The organism is Streptomyces sp. NBC_00102, assembly GCF_026343115.1.
Classification (GTDB): Bacteria; Actinomycetota; Actinomycetes; order Streptomycetales; family Streptomycetaceae; genus Streptomyces.
Genome location: NZ_JAPEMC010000001.1, coordinates 4,848,254 through 4,864,423, shown reverse-complemented (window position 1 = coordinate 4,864,423; position 16,170 = coordinate 4,848,254). Strand labels below are relative to the sequence as shown.

The window sequence follows — 16,170 nt, the reverse complement described above, 5'->3', positions numbered from 1 at the left end:
CGAACGGCCCGCGGGGACGCTGCCGTGGCCGGCATCACTCCACGACGTGGCGGCCCTCGGGCCGGGCGCTGCACGAGGCGCGGAAGGCGCAGTGGCCGCAGTGCGTGCCGGTGGTCGGGGTGAAGCGCTCGTCGAGCACGCGTCCGGCGGCGGTGGCGAGCAGGTCGGAGACCCACTCCCCGGCCAGCGGCTGCTGGGCCTGCACCTGCGGCGAGGTCTCGCCGCCTTCGCGCACGGGGGCGGGGCGGCGCAGCTGGACGAGTTCGGCGCCGCCGGGTTCGGGGCGCAGGCCGCCGAAGACCTCGTCGACGGCGCCCTCCCGGACGGCCAGCTGGTAGACGGCGAGCTGCGGGTGGCGGGCCACCTCGTCCTTGGTGGGCGCCTGCTTGCCGGTCTTGAAGTCGACGACGTACGCCCGGTCCTCGGCGTCGCGTTCGACGCGGTCCATGGAGCCCCGGATGCGGACGGCGTACTCGCCCGCTTCGAGGGTCACGTCGAATCCGTGCTCCCCGGCGACGGGGGTGCGGCCGGAGCGGTCCATGACGTGCCAGTGGAGGAAGCGTTCGAGGGCGGCGCGGGCCTGGCCCTTCTCCTGCTCGGACTTCCAGGGTGCGTCGAAGGCGAGGCCGTTCCAGACCGTGTCGAGCCGTTCCATGAGGACGTCCAGGTCGGCGGGGGTGCGGCCGGAGGCGACCTCGTCGGCGAGTACGTGGACGACGTTGCCGAAGCCCTGGGCGGCGGTGGCGGGGGCGTCGGCCTTGACCTCGCGGCCGAGGAACCACTGGAGCGCGCAGGTGTGGGCGAGCTGTTCGAGGGCGCTGCCGGAGAGCACGACGGGCTGGTCCCGGTCGCGCAGCGGTACGGCGGACCGGGTCGGCTCGTCCAGGCCCCACCAGCGGTGCGGGTGGGCGGCGGGCACCAGGGGGCGGTCCTCGTCGTCGGTGAGCGAGGCGAGCCGGGCGAGGCGCTGGGCGGCGGCCTCGCGCAGTGCCCCGGAGGCGGCGGGGTCCACGGTGGTGGCGCGGAGTTCGGCGACGAGGGCGGCGACGGCGAGCGGCCTGCGGGGGCGGCCGGTGACGTCCCGGGGTTCGACGCCCAGTTCGGCCAGGAACCGGGAGGGCTGGTCGCCGTCGTCGGCCGGTGCCTTGACCGCGGTGACGATCAGGCGCTCGCGGGCGCGGGTGGCGGCGACGTAGAAGAGCCGGCGTTCCTCGGTGAGGAGCGCGCCGGGCGTGAGGGGTTCGGCGAGTCCGTCGCGGCCGATCCGGTCGGCCTCCAGCAGGGAGCCGCGGCGGCGCAGGTCGGGCCAGAGCCCCTCCTGCACCCCGGCGACCACGACGAGCCGCCACTCCAGGCCCTTGGAGCGGTGGGCGGTCATCAGCCGGACCGCGTCGGGCCGGGCGACCCGGCGCGAGAGGGTGTCGGCGGCGATGTCCTGGGCGTCCACCTCCTCCAGGAAGTTGAGCGCCCCGCGCCCGCCGGTGCGTTCCTCGGCCCGTGCGGCGGTCTCGAAGAGGGCGCACACGGCGTCCAGGTCCCGGTCGGCGTTGCGCCCGGCGGTGCCCCCGCGCAGTGCGGCGCGTTCCAGCCGGCTGGGCCAGGGGGTGCCGTTCCAGAGGGTCCAGAGCGCTTCCTCGGCGGTGCCGCCTTCCTGGAGCAGCGTGCGGGCCCGGGCCAGCAGGGTGCCGAGGCGCTGGGCGCCCCGGGCGTAGACGGGGTCGTGGGTGACGAGGCGTTCGGGTTCGGAGAGGGCCAGTGCGAGCAGTTCGCCGGAGGGCGGCGGTACGCGGTTGCCGGCGGCCCGCTCGTCGTCGCGCAGGGCCCGGCCGAGGCGGCGCAGGTCTGCGGCGTCCATCGCGCCGAGCGGCGAGGTGAGCAGGGTGAGGGCGGTCTCCTCGTCCAGGACGCGCCGGTCGTCCGGGGCGCCCTCGTCCGGGGCACCCTCGTCGCCCCTGTCCGGGTGGCCCCGGTCGAGGGCCGCCTCCGCCACCGCGCGCAGGGCGGTCAGCAGCGGGGCGACGGCGGGTTCGTGACGGAGCGGGAGGTCGTCGCCGTCGACCTCCAGGGGCACTCCGGCGGAGGTGAGCGCCCGGCGCACGGAGGGCATCGAGCGCCCGCCGGCGCGTACCAGTACGGCCATCTCGTTCCACGGCACGCCGTCCTCCAGATGGGCGCGGCGCAGCAGGTCGGCGATGTTGTCGAGCTCGGTGGAGGCGGTCGGGTAGGTGTAGACCTCCGCCTGGCCGCCGTCGCGGACGGCGGAGAGTTCGCGGTGGGCGCGTACCTTCTCGGCGGGCAGCCGGGTGAGCGGCATCCGGCGGGTGAGCAGCCGGGTGGCGGCGAGGAGGCCGGCGCCGGACCGTCGCGAGGTGGTGAGTACGCCCACGGGCGCGGGCGCCCCGTCCGCGCGCGGGAAGGTGTCGGGGAAGTCGAGGATGCCGTTCACGTCGGCGCCCCGGAAGGCGTAGATGGACTGGTCCGGGTCGCCGAACGCGATCAGCGTCCGGCCACCGGAGGCCGCACCGGTACGCACCCCGGTGCCCGCCCCGGGACGTCCGCCGGCGTGCACGCCCGCGCCCTGACCGGTACCCGTCCCACCCGGCGTACGCCCCACGGGGTTGCCGGCCAGCGCGTGCAGCAGCCGCACCTGCGACGGGTCGGTGTCCTGGTACTCGTCGACGTAGACGGCGTCGTACTCCCCGGCCAGCCGCTCCGCGACCTCCGGGCGCTCGGCGAGCAGGACCGCGCGGTGGACGAGTTCGGCGTAGTCGAGGACCCCCTGCGCGTCGAGCACGTCGAGGTACTCCGCGAGGAACTGGGCCGCCGCGCCCCAGTCGGGGCGCCCGGTCCGGCGGGCGAAGTCGGCCAGGGCGTCCGCGCCGAGGCCCAGCTCGCGGCTGCGGGCCAGGACGGCGCGCACCTCGTCGGCGAAGCCGCGGGTGGTCAGGCAGGCCCGGAGTTCGTCGGGCCAGCGCACGTGGGAGAGGCCGGACTTCTCCAGGTCGAGCTGGCCCGCGAGCAGTTCGCGGACGGTGACGTCCTGTTCGGGTCCGGAGAGCAGGCGCAGCGGATCGGCGAACAGGTCGGCGTCCTGGTGGGCTCGGACCAGGGCGTAGCAGTACGAGTGGAAGGTGGTGGCCTGCGGTCCGCGGGCGGCGCCGAGCCGGGCCGCCATCCGGTCGCGGAGTTCCACGGCGGCCTTGCGGCTGAAGGTGAGGACGAGGATGCGGGCGGGGTCCGTGCCGGCGGTCACCCGCGCGGCGACGGATTCCACGAGTGTCGTGGTCTTGCCGGTGCCGGGTCCGGCGAGGACCAGCAGTGGCCCGCCCGGGTGGTCAACCACCGCGCGCTGTGCCGCGTCCAGCACAGGGGGCTCCACCGACCCCGGGGGCGTGCGCACCAGCCGGTACGCGCCCGGCGCCCGCCGTCGCGTTTCGCGGGGCGGGTCCTGCCGGGTGGTGGAGGAGGAGCTCACGGTTTCGCCGGTCCTGTCGGTGGTGCGCTGACGGGTGGTGCGCCGGCCGGCCACACCGCGGGGTGGTGGACGGTCACGGGTCGGGTCCGGCCGGTCTCCGGGAGAGCGGTCGGGGCTGGTCCGGCCGGTCTCCGGGAGAGCGGTCGGGGCTGGTCGGGCCGGTCTCAGGGAGTGACGGAGAGGTCCGGAGAGGTACGAGGCACGGAGAGGTGCGCGGATGAATACGGTGCGGCATGGACTCGGGTCCGCGCCGGGCATCGACGCTACGCCAGTGGGGGCGCGGGCGGAGCCGGGTCGGCTGCGTCGCTCGTCACGTGTCCGTCGCGCCGCGGCCCGCTGCGGGTGTTCCCGGTACCGCGGCCGCGGCCGGCCGGGTCCGGCGACGCGCGGGATGTGCGACCCGAGGAGGGCGACTGCCGGGCCCGGATGGCCGAAGCTGTCAGGTGTGAGCTTCCTCGCCCCTGTCCGGCCCCGCGGTACCGCCGGACTGTCCGGTCCCGCCGTCCCATCGTGCGCGCCGCATGTCGATCCTCGGCAGATGCCCCTCCGCCGACCGGGCGGCGTCGCGCAGTGGTGTGCCCTCGTCGCGGTAGCGCGCGAGTGCGCGCAGCTCGTGGCCGGGCAGGAGCGTGCCGTCCGACCGTACGACGCGCCACCAGGGCACCGCCGATCCGTAGAGCGCCATCGCCCGGCCGACCTGGCGCGGTCCGCCGTCGCCCAGCCACTCGGCGACGTCGCCGTAGGTCATGACGTGGCCGGGCGGGATCAGGTCGGCGACGTCGAGGACCCGCTCGGCGTACTCCGGGAGCTCGGCGTGGGCCTGTGCGGCGGGGGCACGGGCGGTGGTGCCGTCGTCTTCCACCGGCGGGCGGCGGGCGGTGCCGTCCCCCGCTCCGTGCCGGGGCGTCCGGTCCTGTCTCATCCGCCCCATCTTGCCGTACGCCACCGACACCGGGGCGTCCGTCCGGGAGTTCCGGCCCGTCCCGGCGGGGCGCCCGCGTACCCCGGGCGGCGGGGCCGCGCACCGGGGCGATGGAGCGAATCCTCGCCCTCGCGCGCGCGGGCAGTGCACCCTGATGACTCCGCGTGTCCTCGCGCCGTGCCACCATCGTGCGGGCGGTGACCGGTGATACGAGAACACGAAGATCGACCAGATGCGACGAAGGAGCAGGGCGTGCAGCCATCCAGGGCGGCGGACGCCTCCGATGCCGACTCGCAGCCAGGCGGCTCCGGCTCCGCGCCGGAACCCACCGGTGACCCCACCGGGCCCGCCCGTACCGAAGACGCCGGAGAATCCCGCGCCGCGAAGGACGCGGGCAGCACCGGCGTCACCGCCGCGCGCCTGACCGGTTCCACCCGTGCGGGCACCGGAAACGGGCCCACGGGGCGGGTCTCGGGCGACGAGCCGCTGCTCGCGGCCCGGGTGCACCGCCCGTCCGACCTGATGCGCCTGCTCGCCGGTGTGCTCGCCATCGCGGTGCTGCTGGCCGTCGCCGCCTTCGCGCAGGGCACCACGACGGGCCTCGAGGACGACATCTCCCGGGGCACCGAGCAGGCGCCGGATCTCCTGATCAAGGTCGCCGGGCTGGTGTCGAGCATCGCAGTGCTGCTCGTCCCGGTCGCCTTCGCCATCGAACGTCTGATCAAACGCGACGGTCTGCGCATCGCGGACGGGGTGCTCGCCGCCGTGCTCGCGCACGGGGTGACGCTCGCCACTGACCTCTGGGTCTCCCGGTCCGCCCCCGGCTCGATCCAGGACGCGCTGACCCAGCAGCAGCCCGGACACGCGCTGACCGACCCGGTGCACGGCTATCTCGCGCCGGTCATCGCGTACATGACGGCGGTGGGCATGGCGAGGCGCCCGCGCTGGCGGGTGGTCCTCTGGGTGGTGCTGCTGCTCGACGCGTTCGCCATGCTGGTGGGCGGCTACACCACGCCGTTCTCGATCATCCTCACCGTGCTGATCGGCTGGACCGTCGCGTACGGGACGCTGTACGGGGTCGGCTCGCCGAACGTCCGGCCCACCGGCCAGCACCTGATGGCCGGGCTCCGGCACGTCGGTTTCCGGCCGGTCGCCGCCTTGCGCGCCGAGGAGGCGGCCGAGAACCCGGACCAGAACGACCGGGGGCGCCGCTATCGGGTCACCCTGGAGGACGGCCCGCCGCTCGACGTGACGGTCGTGGACCGGGAGCAGCAGGCCCAGGGGTTCTTCTACCGGGCCTGGCGGCGGATCACCCTGCGCTCCATCACCCAGCGGCGTTCCATCCAGTCGCTGCGCCAGGCCCTGGAGCAGGAGGCGCTGCTGGCGTACGCGGCCATCGCGGCGGGGGCGAACGCGCCGAAGCTGATCGCCACCTCCGAGCTGGGCCCGGACGCCGTGATGCTGGTGTACGAGCACATCGGCGGGCGGTCCCTGGACTCGCTGGAGGACGCGGAGATCACCGACGAGCTGGTGCGCGGCGCCTGGGAGCAGGTGCGGTCGCTGCAGTCGCGGCGGATCGCACACCGCAGGCTCGCGGGGGACGCGATCCTGGTGGACGACTCGGGCACGGTGTACGTCACCGATCTGCGCGGCGGCGAGATCGCGGCCGGCGACCTGATCCTGCGGATGGACGTGGCCCAGTTGCTGACCACGCTCGGTCTGCGGGTCGGGGCCGAGCGGTCGGTGGCCGGGGCGCTCGCCGTGCTGGGGCCGGACGCGGTGGCGGGCTGTCTGCCGCTGCTCCAGCCGATCGCGCTGACCCGTTCGACCCGGGCGACCCTGCGCAGGCTCGCCCGCGAGCGGGCTCAGCGGGAGCGCGAGGCGGCGCTGGAAGCCTCGGACGCGGCGCGCCGGGACCGGGCGGAGTCCGCGTCCTCCGCGGTGCTCTCCCCCCATGACCGCAAGGCGGAACGGAAGACCGAGCGGAAGACGCAGCGCACGGAGAAGCAGGCCGAGAAGCGGGCTCTGGACGACGCACGGGAGGAGGCCCGCGAGGAGGACCTGCTCACCCAGATCCGCCGTCAGGTGCTGCTGATCCGGCCGCAGGCCCCGGTCGAACCGGTCCGGCTGGAGCGCATCAAGCCGCGCACCCTGCTGAGCTTCATCGCGGGGTCCATCGCCGCGTACTTCGTGATCTCGCAGATCACCCAGGCCGACTTCGGCACGGTCGTGGAGCAGGCCGAGTGGGGCTGGGTGGCGGCGGCGCTGGGCTTCTCGGCGCTGAGCTACGTGGCGGCGGCGATGAGCCTGCTGGGCTTCGTGCCCGAGCGGGTGCCGTTCCGGCGCACGGTGCTGGCGCAGGTGGCCGGGTCGTTCGTGAAGATCGTGGCTCCGGCGGCGGTCGGCGGGGTGGCGCTCAACACCCGCTTCCTCCAGCGCCAGGGGGTGCGGCCCGGTCTCGCGGTGGCGAGTGTGGGCGCCTCCCAGCTGTTCGGGCTGGGCTGTCACATCCTGCTGCTGGCCCTGTTCGGCTATCTGACGGGTACGGAAAGGACGCCGGACTCGCTGACCCCGTCCCGTACGGTCATCGCCGGGCTGCTCACGGTCGCGGTGCTGGTACTGGTGGTGACGGCGATTCCGTTCCTGCGCAAGTTCGTCGTGACGCGGGTGCGTTCGCTGTTCGCGGGTGTGGTGCCGCGCATGCTGGACGTGGTGCAGCGGCCGCAGAAGCTGGCCACCGGCATCGGCGGGATGCTGCTGCTGACGGTGCTGTTCGTGCTCTGCCTGGACGCGTCGGTCCGGGCGTTCAGCGGGCCGGACGTGCCGACGCTGTCGTACGCGAGCGTCGCGGTGGTCTTCCTCGCGGGCAACGCCCTGGGTTCGGCGGCGCCCACCCCGGGCGGCATGGGCGCGGTGGAGGGTGCGCTGACGATCGGCCTCATCGCGGTCGGGCTGCCCAAGGAGGTCGCGGCGCCGGCGGTGCTGCTCTTCCGCGTGATGACGCTCTGGCTGCCGGTGCTTCCCGGCTGGCTCTGCTTCAACCAGCTGACCCGCAAGGGCCAGTTGTAGCCGTACCCCGACGGCCCGACGGCCCCGGCCCGGTTCCCCGGCGGGGCCGTCCGTCTTGCCCCCGCGCGGGCTGTCCGTCTTGCCCCGCGCGGGCCGTCCGTCTTGCCCCCGCGCGGGCCGTCCCCCTGCCCGGTCGGGGCCGCCCGCTCCCCCGCGCGGGGCTCCCGCCGCCGGGCCGGGGAGCGGCTCAACTACCGTGGCCGCACACATGTCGTGCCGGGGCCGCACCGCCCCGGCATCGGGGAGGACGACGACACCATGCACACGCACACACGCGCTCACCGCGGCACGGCACTCGCGGGGGCGGCACTGCTCACCGCGGTCGCGCTGGCGGGCTGCGACGGTTCCGCGAAGGCCGGTTCGACGGGCGGCGCGGGCAAGGCCGACGGGGCGGCCCCGGGCCGGACGGCCTCCACGACAGCGACCCCGGCACCCGGTCCCTCCGCGCTGCCGGCCGCGCTCACGTCGCAGAAGCCCGACTGGAAGAGGTGTGCGGCGCCCGAGGGCGGCAACGCACCGGGCAGCGCGTGGCGTTGCGCCACCATCCAGGTGCCGCTGGACTACCGGAAGCCGGACGGGGACACCATCGGCATCGCGCTGATCAAGCGCGGGGCGACCTCCACCGCGAAGCGGATCGGCTCGCTGCTCTTCAACTTCGGCGGTCCGGGCGGTTCGGGAGTGGGCACCCTGCCGCTGGCCGCGGAGGGGTACGGCAGGCTCAACGCCCGCTACGACCTGGTGAGTTTCGACCCGCGCGGAGTCGCCGCCAGTGAAGGGGTGAACTGCCGCAGCGACGGCGAGACCGAGGCGTCCCTGAAGCGTGTCGACCTGACCCCGGACACACCGGCGGAGGAGGCGGCCTTCATGAAGGACGGCGCGGACACCGGCGCCGGCTGCGAAAAGGGCTCCGGCAAGGTCCTGCCGTATCTGACGACCACCAACACCGCCCGCGACATGGACCTGATCCGCCAGGTGCTCGGCGACCGGAAGCTGTACTACTTCGGCATGTCCTACGGCACGGAGCTGGGCGGCACGTACGCCCACCTCTTCCCCGGGAACGTCGGCCGGGTGGTGCTGGACGCGGTCGTGGACCCCACGGCGGACACGGTCGGACACGCCCGGAACCAGGCGACGGGCTTCCAGCGTGCGCTGGAGAACTACCTCAAGGACCGCGGCGAGGACCCGCAGGCCGGGAACGCGCGCATCGCCCGGCTGCTCGCGAAGCTGGACAAGGACCCGTTGCCGACCGACTCCGGCCGCATGCTCAGCGAGTCGCTCGCCGTCATAGGCATCGTGACTCCCCTCTACTCGCAGAGCGAGTGGCCCCTGCTGACGCAGGCGCTCGACGAGGCGGAGAACAACGGCACCGGGAACACGCTGCTCGCGCTGGCCGATTCGTACAACGGCCGGGACGAGAACGGGCATTACGACACGATGACGCAGTCCCAGCGGGCCATCTCCTGCGCGGACTCGACGGCCCGGCCGACCGCCGATCAGGCGCGGGCGCTGCTGCCGGAGTTCCGGAAGCTCTCCCCGGTCTTCGGTCCCTTCCTCGCCTGGGACACCGCGGGCTGGTGCTCCGACTGGCCGGTGGCCGGGGAGCACGACACCCCGGAGGCGAGCGCCCCGGGCGCGGCGCCGATCCTGGTGATCGGGACGACCGGCGACCCGGCGACCCCGTACGAGGGCGCGCGGCGGATGGCGACGGAACTCGGCAAGGGCGTCGGCGTGCTGCTCACCAACAAGGGCGAGGGCCACGGCTCCTACGGCAACGGCACCTGCGTGACCGCGCGGACGGACTCCTACTTCCTGGACGGAAAGGTCCCGGCCGACGGCTCGGTCTGCTCGTCCTGACGCGGCCGGCGCGAGCCCGCACGCGACAGAGGGGCCGCGCCACGGTGATCGTGGCGCGGCCCCTCTTCGGTGGTCCTAGTAGACCGGCTTCGACGGCTCGATCTGGTTGACCCAGCCGATGACGCCGCCGCCCACGTGCACCGCGTCGGCGAAGCCCGCCGACTTGAGGACCGCGAGGACCTCGGCGCTGCGGACACCGGTCTTGCAGTGCAGGACGATGCGCTTGTCCTGCGGCAGGTCCTGGAGGGCGTTGCCCATCAGGAACTCGTTCTTCGGGATCAGCTTGGCGCCCGGGATCGAGACGATCTCGTACTCGTTCGGCTCGCGGACGTCGATGATCTCGATCTTCTCGTCGGCGTCGATCCACTCCTTGAGCTGCTTGGGAGTGATCGTGGAGCCGAGCGCCGCCTCCTGCGCCTCCTCGGACACGACGCCGCAGAAGGCCTCGTAGTCGATGAGCTCGGTGACGGTGGGGTTCTCGCCGCAGACCGCGCAGTCGGGGTCCTTGCGGACCTTGACCTGGCGGTACTGCATCTCCAGCGCGTCGTAGATCATCAGCCGGCCGACGAGCGGGTCGCCGACTCCGGCGAGCAGCTTGATGGCCTCGGTGACCTGGATGGAGCCGACGGACGCGCAGAGCACGCCCAGCACCCCGCCCTCGGCGCAGGAGGGAACCATGCCCGGCGGGGGCGGCTCCGGGTAGAGGCAGCGGTAGCAGGGACCGTGCTCCGACCAGAAGACGGACGCCTGTCCGTCGAACCGGTAGATGGAGCCCCAGACGTACGGCTTGTTCAGCAGTACGGCCGCGTCGTTGACGAGATAGCGGGTGGCGAAGTTGTCCGTGCCGTCCACGATCAGGTCGTACTGGGCGAAGATCTCCATCACGTTCTCGGCTTCGAGCCGCTCTTCGTGCAGGATCACGTTCACGTACGGGTTGATGCCCAGCACCGAGTCCTTGGCCGACTGGGCCTTGGAGCGGCCGATGTCGGCCTGGCTGTGGATGATCTGGCGCTGCAGGTTCGACTCGTCGACCTCGTCGAACTCCACGATGCCGAGCGTGCCGACACCGGCGGCGGCGAGGTACATCAGGGCGGGCGAGCCGAGGCCGCCCGCGCCCACACAGAGCACCTTCGCGTTCTTCAGCCGCTTCTGTCCGTCCATCCCGACATCCGGGATGATCAGGTGGCGGGAGTACCTGCGGACCTCATCGACGGTGAGCTCGGCAGCCGGCTCGACCAAGGGTGGCAGCGACACAGGAACCTCAACAATGCAGGTGGTCGGTTTCTACGTACTTCAGTTACGTACGGTTGTTCTCCCGGTAACACTGCCACGCCCTCGCTCATTCCGAGATACCCGGTCCGATCCGCGAGACGATTTCGTCCCAGTAACCGGGCAGTGCCGCGAATGGGTCGGTTTGCCGGTTGCGGCCGTCCCGGTCGGTGAAGAAGATCGTGCCGGCTCCCTGCCAGCGGGCGATGCGCATGGCCTCGTCCAGGTGGGTGCGGGGGACCCCGTGGACGAAGTGCGCGAACCGTTCGGGCGGGTACTCCGCGGTCCACTGCGCCACCTGCGACCAGCGGTAGTCGGGCCAGGACCCCCGGAAGGTGACGAGTTGGTCGGCTGCTTCGGCGTAGCCGGGGTACGGGTGGGTGCCGAGCCCCAGCACGATCCGTCCGCCGTCCCCGTCCGGCCCGCCCCGGACGGCCTCGCTCTGCGCGACGAGTTCGCGCAGGGTGACGGTGAGCCGGCGGACAGCCGGGAGGCCGGCCCGCTCGGTGGGGCAGCGGCCGAGGTAGAAGCCGCCGACCCGGTACCAGTCCAGGAACCGCTGGGCGTCGACGACCAGATCGCCGAACGGCCGTGCGCCGTGCACCAGATCGAGGTGTCCGAGCAGCCGGCCGCCCGGGGCGGCGGCGCCGGGAGCGCACCCCCGCAGGGCACGCTCCCGGGCGCTGTGCAGCTTTCCGGCGGCTTCCAGGCAGTGCGGGTCGGGCCGGGTGCCCGGCCCGTCCGCGATGTTGAGCACCGCCCAGTGCAACGGCGTGCCGGGGCGGGTGAGTTCCGCCCACTCGGTGGGTGCGAGCAGCGGATGAGCGTATCCCGGCACACCGAAGCCCATCTGCTCGTCCCCGCTCGTCCGGCGGGCCGTTCCCGTGCCGGTCAGATGCGGCACGCCGCCTCCATCCAGATATCGGCCAGGGACTCCTCCAAGTTGATCCGGGGGCGCCAGCCCAGTCGGTCGCGGGCGGTACGCACATCGGCCTGCTGCCAGGCACCGCAGCCGTCCGGGTAGGGCGACGGGGTGGCCGCGAGGTGTTCCATGACCGACTCCGCGGAGGTGCGCTGGGCGCCGATCGGGATACGTCCGGGCGGCATCTCCAGCTCGTGCAGCACACCGGCGAACCCGGAGACCCGGGCGAGGACGGCCGCGGCGTCGCGCAGCCTGACGGCCCGGCCGGTACCGATGTTGACGACGCCCTGGGCGGCGGAGAGCGAGGCGGCGTGCACCGCCCGCGCCACGTCCCGTACGTCCACGAAGTCGCGCTGGACCCCGAGGCCGCTGAGCTTCAGCTCTCCGTCGCCGGACTGCATCGCGCGGCGCATCGCCTCGGCGAGCCGGCCGAGCGGGGAGCCGGCCGGAGTGCCGGGGCCGACCGGCGAGAAGACCCGCAGCACGACAGCGTCGAGCCCGGAGCCGAGGACGAGTTCGGTCGCGGCGAGCTTGCTGACGCCGTACGGGCCGCCGGGGCGCGGTACGGCGTCCTCGGCGGTGGAGGACCCGGGCTGCGAGGGCCCGTACTCCGAGGCGCAGCCGACCTGGACGAGCCGTGCCCCGCAGCCGCTGCGGCGCAGTGCCTCGCAGACGGTGGCGACGGCGACGGTGTTGTGCCGGGTCAGCTCGCGGGCCTGGCCCCGGGTGGCCCCCGCGCAGTTGACGACGACCCCGGGGTGGACGGCGTCCAGGAAGCGGGTGAGCGCCCCGGGGCTGCCGCCCGCGAGGTCGAACCGTACGTCGGCGTCGTCGCCCCGGCCCAGGGCCGTGAGGTGGACGGCCGGATCGGCCAGCAGGCGGTCCGCGACGAAGCGGCCGAGGAATCCGTTGGCGCCGAGCAGCAGAACCCTCATCGTGCGCTCCCTGGGTGCCGACGGCGGGTGGCCGGTGCGGCGGGTCGGCGGGTCATGTCCGGTAACTCCTTGGTGGGAGAGGTGTGTACGGGGTGGGTGCCCGCGGCGTCGGCTCCGCGGGGCGATGGGTGATGCGGGTCGGTGCGGCGGGACGGTGCGAGTGGTGCGGTCGTCGGCCGGCCCGTGCGGGTCCGGCGGCGGTGCCCGTCGCGGTCGGGCGCGCGGGGGGTCGGTGCGCGTCGGTCGCGGCGTGCGGGTCGGTGAGCGCGGTGGGCGGTACGCGTTCTCTGGTCGGTGCGCCCGGTGCGCGTCGGGTCAGTGCCGGTGGTGGGCGGAGGCGCGGGAGAGCGCGACGGCTGCGTGCGCCAGCAGCGCGAGGGCGGCTCCGCCGCAGGCCAGGGCGGGCACGGCGCCGGTGCCGCCCGCCGCGACGAGCACGTCGACGGGGCGGGCCAGCAGGTCGAGGCCGGGCAGCCGGCCGCCCAGCAGGAGGGCGGGGGCCGCCGCCTCGACCGCGCAGGCGGCGGCCAGCGCGGTGACGGCGGGGGCGGGCAGGCCGTGCGCGGTCTCCAGCCGGGCGAGGAAGAACAGCAGCCCGAGCGCGTACGCGGAGAGCGGTACGCCGTAGCCGCCGTACCCGAGGCCGGCGAGGAGCATGAGCGGCAGGAGGGCGGCCAGGAAGAGCGCGACGCCTGTCAGCAGCACCGGCCGCACCCCCGCGCCGAACTCCTCCAGCGCCCGGCTGCCGCCCAGTTTGCGGCGCGCGTGCACGGCGAAGAAGTGCGCGCACCAGGCTGCGGGGGCCACGGCGAGCGAGAGGCCGAGGAGCGGGGCGGGAGTGCCCGGCCGGTGGCCGTCGGCACCGCCGCCGAGAACCAGGGCGAGGAGATCCTCCCCGTACACCGCGTACCCCAGGAGCCAGCAGGTGTAGAGGGCGGTCCGGCCGGAGCCGGCAGGGGCGCGCAGCGGGCCGGTGGCCAGGGCGGACCGGAGCGCGAGGAAGACCAGCAGGGCTCCGGCGGCCGTCAGGGCGTTCCGTGCGCCGGTGCCGAGCACCCCCTCCGTCGCCCGGAGCACCCCGACCGCGGCGAGGCAGGCGGCCCCGGGCAGCAGGACGTGCAGGGTCCAGGCGGCGCGGTGGCCGGGATCGTGGGCGGCCCGCCCCTCGGCCGGCGCCCCCACCGGACCGTTGGCCGCCCGGGGGACACGGGCGTACAGCTCCTCGGCCAGGGAGAAGACGTCCCGGTGGCGGTAGCGGGCGGCGGCCCGGTCGGTGATGCCGTGCGCCTCCAGCCCCGCGGCGATCTCCAGCGGGTCGACGGCGCGTTCGCAGAGCTCGCGGTGGTGCCGCAGCAGGGCACGCACGGGGTCGGCGGGCGCGCGGCGGGCGGCGGGGTCGGAGGCCGGGGCGGCAGCCTGTGCACCGTCCGCGCCGGGAACGGGGCCGGCGCCGGCGTCGGGCTCGGCCGTCGCCACCACGGTGGCCACGGGGGCGGCCGCGGTCCCGCCTCCCGCCGGTGCGTCCGTCGCGGTGCCGGTGGCCGGGGCGGGGGGCTCGGCTGCGGGCGACGGACCGTCCGGCACGTCGAGGGCTTCGGGCGCGCGGCCCATGAGGGTTCCTCCGTACGGTTCGTTGCCCGGGGCGGACAGGTGGTCGCGGGGGTCACGCATCGCCGTCCCCCGCTCCGGCCGTCGCGGCGGCGCCGACCTTCTCGGGGGCGGGTGCGGGGGCGGGCGTGACGGCCCAGGCCGGGGTCCGCCCGGAGGCCGCCCCGGCGGGACGCCGCTCCGCCGGGGCCGTACGGGGGTGGCCGGGGCGTACGTACTCCTCGGGCGGGACGGCGAAGGGGCGGGGCGCCGGGGTGCCCGGTCCTCCCCCGGCCCGTGCTCCCCCGGTCTCCCGCCGGGCGGCGGCCGGGGCGGTGACCACAGCGGTGACCGGGTCGGTGCCCCTCGGGCGCGTCGGATGGCCCGCGGTCAGCTCCCGGTAGAGCGCGCGGAAGGCGGCGAGGTTCTGCTCCACGGTGAAGAGTTCGAGGGCGCGCGCCCGTGCCGCCTCGCCCAGGCGCGCACGGCGCTCCGGGTCGCGCAGCAGCGCGAGGCAGGCGTCGGCGAGCGCCGGGGTGTCGCGCGGCGGGACCACCAGCCCGGTGCCGCCGATGACCTCGGTCACCGCGCCCACGTCCGTCGAGACGGTGGCCCGGCCGCAGAACATCGCTTCCACCAGGCTGATCGGGAAGCCTTCGACGACGCTGGAGAGGACCACGATCCCGCCGGCCGCGTACGCCCCGGCGAGCTCGTCCGCGCCCGCCCCGCCGATCTCCTCGAAGGAGACCGGGCTCTCCACCGTTCCGGGCTCGTCCGCGTCACGGCGCGCGGAGTCGGAGGTGGTCCCGGGAAAGAGCAGTTCGGCCAGGGCCCGGCAGTGCGCGAGGTACGCCTCGCCCTCGGGACTCTCGACGGGGGCGCCGAAGATCCGCAGCCGTGCCCCGGGTTCGGCCCGGTGCACCTCGGCGAAGGCGTGCAGCAGGGCGACCAGGTCCTTGGCGGGCTCGACCCGGCCCACCCACACCAGGGTGTCCGGGCCCGCGCTGTCGTCCTCGCCCACCTGGGCGAAGCGCCCCGCGTCCATGCCCGGGTAGACCGTGCGCAGCTTCGCGGTGTCCGCGCCGCAGCGTCGCTGCCAGCGGCGTACGTGGGTGTTGCCGGGGGTGACGACGGAGGCCTGGCGGTAGACCTCGGCGGCCAGGAGCGCGTGGAGGTTGGCGAGCAGGGCGCGTACCGGGGCGCCGAACGGCGTGTCCGTGGCGGAGAGGTAGTGCGTGCGCAGCGGCAGGGCGTGCTCGGTGACCAGAAGGGGGACACCGAAGAAGCGTTTGGCCAGCAGCCCGGGGAGGGCGGCGGTGCCGCCGGAGGCCGCGTGGCAGAGGTCCACCCCGCCGAGGGAGTCGGTGGTGTACCAGTCGAGCGAGAGCGGCATCAGCAGACGGGCGAGTTCGCCGGCGAACGCCAGGTGGTCGGTGACGGTGGCGCGCTGGACGGTGCGGCCGGTGCCCCGGGCGAGGCAGGCGGACTCCAGTACGCGCAGGGCCGTCTCGGAGCGGAGCGCGGTGGGCAGTCCGCCGTGTTCCCGGGCGAGTTCGGCGAGTCCGTAGAGCCCTTCGCCGAAGAGCCGGGCCGGATCGGCGCCGGCCGGGGCGCCCGCCGGACCGGCGGCCGCCGGCGCGCGCGGGGTACGGGCGGCGGGCACCGGCGCCCCGGCACCCGCGGCGCTGACCGCCGTGGCGAGCGCCGTCAGATGCGCCGTGAAGCGCCGGCGCTCGCGGCGGCCGTAGGCGCCCCCGCTGCCCGTCACGAGGCGGGTGAGGCAGCCGCCCGGCTCGTCCCTAGGAACTCCGCCGTCGGTGGTGTGGCGCGGGGCGGGCGGTGCGTTCCAGAGCGGCGCGGTGCGTACCCGGCCGACCTGGGGCGGCAGGCTCACCCAGCCGAGCTTCTCCTGACGGGCGGAGCGGCTCAGCGCGTAGAGGTCGAACTCGTGCTGGGGAAGACCGCGTACCAAGCGGTCGCACCACAGTCTGGACTCACCGTCCGCATACGGATAACCACCGTCGGTGAGCAGGCCGATACGCACGAGTACACCCCCGATCTCCCATGTGGGCGGCCACCATTGGCCGGTGACCAGCGTCGGGACGACCGTATGCGGATACGCCGGTGGCGCGACGGA

9 protein-coding genes are annotated in these 16,170 nt (G+C 74.8%); 2 read left to right on the top strand and 7 right to left on the bottom strand.

Going from position 1 to position 16,170, the window contains the following annotated elements; genetic code table 11:
- Positions 1-34 precede the first annotated feature (34 nt).
- Entirely contained in the window at positions 35-3,475 is a 3,441-nt protein-coding gene (locus OHA55_RS21810; protein ID WP_266708845.1) for an ATP-dependent DNA helicase, read from the bottom strand.
- Positions 3,476-3,914: 439 nt separating this feature from the next.
- Positions 3,915-4,397, bottom strand: a complete 483-nt coding sequence (locus OHA55_RS21805) for an MGMT family protein (protein WP_266708843.1) — start codon at positions 4,395-4,397, stop codon at positions 3,915-3,917.
- A 252-nt stretch (positions 4,398-4,649) separates the two neighbouring features.
- On the opposite strand from OHA55_RS21805, the gene OHA55_RS21800 reads away from it, so the two are divergent.
- Complete coding sequence (locus OHA55_RS21800) at positions 4,650-7,466, top strand: lysylphosphatidylglycerol synthase domain-containing protein (protein ID WP_266708841.1); 2,817 nt, start codon at positions 4,650-4,652, stop codon at positions 7,464-7,466.
- Positions 7,467-7,724: 258 nt separating this feature from the next.
- Positions 7,725-9,320: an alpha/beta hydrolase gene (locus OHA55_RS21795; protein ID WP_266708839.1), complete on the top strand. Its 1,596-nt coding sequence runs from the start codon at positions 7,725-7,727 to the stop codon at positions 9,318-9,320.
- 75 nt (positions 9,321-9,395) lie between these two features.
- On the opposite strand, the gene moeZ is transcribed toward OHA55_RS21795, so the two are convergent.
- From moeZ to OHA55_RS21770, 5 genes are all read right to left on the bottom strand, one after another.
- On the bottom strand, positions 9,396-10,574 hold the full coding sequence (gene moeZ, locus OHA55_RS21790) for an adenylyltransferase/sulfurtransferase MoeZ (RefSeq protein WP_266708837.1): 1,179 nt from the start codon (positions 10,572-10,574) through the stop codon (positions 9,396-9,398).
- 85 nt (positions 10,575-10,659) lie between these two features.
- A complete protein-coding gene (locus OHA55_RS21785) occupies positions 10,660-11,493 on the bottom strand; it encodes a spherulation-specific family 4 protein (protein WP_266708835.1) in 834 nt (277 codons plus the stop codon).
- Positions 11,481-12,446, bottom strand: coding sequence for an NAD-dependent epimerase/dehydratase family protein (locus OHA55_RS21780; RefSeq protein WP_266708834.1), 966 nt, complete (start codon positions 12,444-12,446; stop codon positions 11,481-11,483). Before OHA55_RS21780 ends, OHA55_RS21785 begins: the two co-directional genes overlap by 13 nt.
- A gap of 315 nt (positions 12,447-12,761) precedes the next feature.
- Positions 12,762-14,057 (bottom strand): hypothetical protein, encoded by a 1,296-nt coding sequence (locus tag OHA55_RS21775; protein ID WP_266708832.1) that lies wholly within the window; start codon positions 14,055-14,057, stop codon positions 12,762-12,764.
- Positions 14,058-14,109: 52 nt separating this feature from the next.
- On the bottom strand, positions 14,110-16,077 hold the full coding sequence (locus OHA55_RS21770; RefSeq protein WP_266708831.1) for a DUF3492 domain-containing protein: 1,968 nt from the start codon (positions 16,075-16,077) through the stop codon (positions 14,110-14,112).
- Positions 16,078-16,170 lie beyond the last annotated feature (93 nt).

Coding starts and splice junctions, on each gene's coding strand:
- OHA55_RS21795 (WP_266708839.1), top strand. CDS start 7,725: ATGCACACGCACACACGCGCTCACCGCGGCACGGCACTCGCGGGGGCG.
- OHA55_RS21780 (WP_266708834.1), bottom strand. CDS start 12,446: ATGAGGGTTCTGCTGCTCGGCGCCAACGGATTCCTCGGCCGCTTCGTC.
- OHA55_RS21775 (WP_266708832.1), bottom strand. CDS start 14,057: ATGGGCCGCGCGCCCGAAGCCCTCGACGTGCCGGACGGTCCGTCGCCC.
- OHA55_RS21805 (WP_266708843.1), bottom strand. CDS start 4,397: ATGAGACAGGACCGGACGCCCCGGCACGGAGCGGGGGACGGCACCGCC.